This window comes from Geodermatophilus sp. SYSU D00710, from assembly GCF_054050195.1.
Genome location: NZ_JBJGYX010000130.1, coordinates 1 through 621, shown reverse-complemented (window position 1 = coordinate 621; position 621 = coordinate 1). Strand labels below are relative to the sequence as shown.

Here is a 621-nt window from a genome sequence, read left to right as displayed (position 1 = left end):
TGAAGTGACCCCCGTGGGCCGGACACCTCCAGACTTGGCAGCAGCCAGGGAGGAGGCCCCGGTTGGGGAGGGTCAGCAAGTACTCCGAGGAGTTCCGCCGGCAGGCGGCGATGCTCGTCGTCGACGGCGGCCGCGGTGTCCGCGATGTCGCCCGAGAACTCGACGTCAATCACGAGACGCTGCGCAACTGGGTGGGTGCGCTCAAGCGGGAGCGGGCCGCGCCCGGCGGGCCGGTCAGCGGCGATGAGCGGGCCGAGCTGGCCCGGCTGCGCCGCCGCGTGGCCGAGCTGGAGCTCGAGAAAGAGATCCTGAAAAAAGCCGCGGTCTTCTTCGCCCGGGAGACGGGGCGGTGAGCCGGGGTGCGGTCTTCGGGTTCATCGCCGCGGAGAAGACGACCTATGGCGTGCGCCGTCTCTGCCGGGTGCTGGGCGTGTCGAAGACCGCGTTCTACGACTGGGCCGCCCGCGGCGGCGGCCCGACGGCGACCGAGCTGGCCGAGGCCTACGCCATCCAGGCCATCCGCACCGCCTGGGCCGAACGCCGCCAGGTCTACGGCGCCCGCCGGCTGACCGCCGAGATCCGCGACCGCGGGCAGGGGTGGAACCGCAAGCGGGTCGCCCG

2 protein-coding genes are annotated in these 621 nt (G+C 72.9%); both read left to right on the top strand.

The window, feature by feature from the left end; genetic code table 11:
* Nucleotides 1-62: 62 nt before the first annotated feature.
* A complete protein-coding gene (locus ACI78U_RS24925; protein WP_456878134.1) occupies nt 63-353 on the top strand; it encodes a transposase in 291 nt (96 codons plus the stop codon).
* On the top strand, nt 350-621 hold a 272-nt coding region (locus ACI78U_RS24920), incomplete at its 3' end, for an IS3 family transposase (RefSeq protein WP_456878133.1). The genes ACI78U_RS24925 and ACI78U_RS24920, both read left to right, overlap by 4 nt.